General features: G+C 57.7%; 4 protein-coding genes and 1 pseudogene. All 5 read left to right on the forward strand.

The window, feature by feature from the left end:
- Nucleotides 1–434 (forward strand): annotated as a pseudogene (locus tag AC1DVE_RS31065) (lipase family protein); the annotation flags it as partial.
- Nucleotides 431–1,237, forward strand: coding sequence for a hypothetical protein (locus AC1DVE_RS31070; protein ID WP_223533820.1), 807 nt, complete (start codon nucleotides 431–433; stop codon nucleotides 1,235–1,237). The pseudogene AC1DVE_RS31065 and the gene AC1DVE_RS31070, both read left to right, overlap by 4 nt.
- Complete coding sequence (locus AC1DVE_RS31075) at nucleotides 1,234–1,422, forward strand: hypothetical protein (RefSeq protein WP_223459792.1); 189 nt, start codon at nucleotides 1,234–1,236, stop codon at nucleotides 1,420–1,422. The genes AC1DVE_RS31070 and AC1DVE_RS31075 overlap by 4 nt, the downstream gene beginning before the upstream one ends.
- 29 nt (nucleotides 1,423–1,451) lie before the next feature.
- Nucleotides 1,452–2,225 (forward strand): hypothetical protein, encoded by a 774-nt coding sequence (locus tag AC1DVE_RS31080; RefSeq protein WP_223459790.1) that lies wholly within the window; start codon nucleotides 1,452–1,454, stop codon nucleotides 2,223–2,225.
- A gap of 63 nt (nucleotides 2,226–2,288) precedes the next feature.
- The gene (locus AC1DVE_RS31085) at nucleotides 2,289–2,411 is read left to right on the forward strand and encodes a hypothetical protein (RefSeq protein WP_477784441.1); all 123 of its coding nucleotides are present in this window, start codon (nucleotides 2,289–2,291) and stop codon (nucleotides 2,409–2,411) included.
- The last annotated feature ends 59 nt before the right edge of the window (nucleotides 2,412–2,470 follow it).

Here is a 2,470-nt window from a genome sequence, read left to right on the forward strand (position 1 = left end):
TGAGCCCCGACGACGACCAGCAGGCCGAGCAGGCGCAGCAGCGCCTCACCACCTCGTTGACCGCCGAGAGTCGGGCGAGGTTTTTCCCGCCCTTCAGCAATCCCAAGGCCGGCCGATTCGTGGGTCTCGGCAATCACTTCATGAGCAATTACCAGCCGTACATCTATGGCCAGTTGCTGGAGTCAATCAACCCCGAGCGCTCGCCGTTGTTGAAGCGGCAACTGGATCGACAGAATTTCGAACAGCAGACCAGGGATCATTACGCAAGCCTTGTCGAAGACGAACTGGCACGCAACAGGGTGTTCCTCGACTTGCAAAGTCGTCTCGGCGACACCTTGCGGGTGACGCAACAGGCCGATGGCGGCGCCGAGGCGTTGCAACGCTTCGACGCCGTGGCCGACCCGAGCGCCTGCTACGAAAGAGCCCACTGTTGAGCCCGTCCAACGCCGTCAAGGATCCGACTGTGATCAAGAAAATGCCCATCGCGATACTTACTCTGTGCATCAGCCTCAGTGGTTGCGCCAAGGATCAGAGCCTGGTGCCGCCACCGGATGGCGAATCGATCACCGTGACGGTGAAAGTGCCGAAGGAGCTGGTAGCGAGGCCGATGCAGGTGATGTATCGCTCGACCCTGTGCACCTTTACCGACCGCTCGGCCTTCGGCGAAGCCTATCAACGCGATGGCTATCAACGTACCAATCTGCAACTGGTGCGTGAGGGACAAAGCGACCGTTATGTGGCCAAGCTGCCGATCGATGGTGGCGGTGCATGCCAATGGCGATTGAGCAACGTGACTTTTGGTGTGACCTATGGCGATCCGGCTCGCTTTGGCGAAAACGTTACTTACGGCGCAGGCGGTGGTGTGGTGGTGATCTTCGATCACAACAACTCGCCACGCGGTGGCGCGGACATCAAGGTCGAAGGGGATTTGACGATCAAGAAGGACTATTACCCGTGGTTGAGTGAAGCCTTTCTTGGAGGCTATAGAAAACAGATCAGCTTGGCGGGTGAGGGCCATATCTACTTAAAGTATCAGGCTCTGCAAGCGAGGCAGGTGTATTTCGAACCCGTCCTGAATTCCGACTTTCTAGTCAAATCGGAGGGTACCAAGGTACATAAAATAGGTAGCTTCATAAAATTCTCTTATCCAGATGGTACGACCGTGGCCGACGGTCGTTCTCAACCAGATTTCCGAAAATTGCAAGCGATCCGCCAGGCAGCGGAGAGCAAACAGTGAGCCTCGTTTTTCCTGCCCTGCACACCCCCTTCGAACTGGCACGCAACCGGGTGTTCCTCGACTTGCAAAGTCGTCTCGGCGACACCTTGCGGGTGACGCACCAGGCCGATGGCGGCACCGAGGCGTTGCAACGCTTCGACGCCGTGGCCGACCCGAGCGCCTGCTACGAAAGAACCCACTGTTGAGCCCGGCCCGCGCCGCCAAGGATCCGACCATGATCAAGAAAATGTCCATCGCGATACTCACTCTGTGCGTCAGCCTCAGCGGTTGCGCCAAGGACCAGAGCCTGGCGCCGCCGCCGGACAGCGAATCGATCACCGTGACGGTGAAAGTGCCGAAGGAACTGCTCGCGGAAACCCTACAGGTGATGTACCGCTCGACCCTGTGCACCTTTACCGACCACTCGGCCTTCGGCGAAGCCTATCAACGCGATGGGTATCAACGTACCGATCTGCAACTCGTGCGCGAGGGACAAAGTGACCTCTATGTGGCCAAGCTGCCGATCGATGGTGGCGGTGCCTGCCAGTGGCGATTGAGCAACGTGACCTTTGGCGTCGCTTATGGTTATCCCACTAACTTTGGCGAAAACGTGACTTACGGGGCAGGCGGTGGTGTGGTGGTGATCTTCGATCACAACAACTCGCCGCGCGGTGGCGCGGACATCAAGGTCGAAGGGGATTTGACGATCAGGAAGGACTATTACCCGTGGTTGAGTGAAGCCTTTCTTGGAGGCTATAGAAAACAGATCAGCTTGGCGGGTGAGGGCCATATCTACTTAAAGTATCAGGCTCTGCAAGCTCGGCAGGTGTATTTCGAACCCGTCCTGCATTCCGGCTTCCTGGTCACCTCTGTGCAGCCAAAGGTGAAGAAGAAAGGCAATCACACCAGCTTCACCTATCCCGATGGCAGCGTCGTGACGGATGGCCGCTCCAAGCCAGATTTTCGCAAATTGCAAGTGATCCGCCAGGCAGCGGAGAGCAAACAGTGAGCTTCGTTTTTTCCTGCCAAGTACACCCCCTGCGAACTGGCACGCAACCGGGTGTTCCTCGATTTGCAAAGTCGTCTCGGCGACACCTTGCGGGTGACGCAACAGGCCGATGGCGGTGCCGAAGCGTTGCAACGCTTCGACGCCGTGGCCGACCCGAGCGCCTGCTACGAAAGAGTCCACTGTTGAGCCCGGCCAACGTCGTCAAGGATCTGACCATGATCAAGAAAATGCCTATTGCGATACTC

The sequence above is a fragment of the Pseudomonas sp. P4_B4 genome, assembly GCF_056402255.1.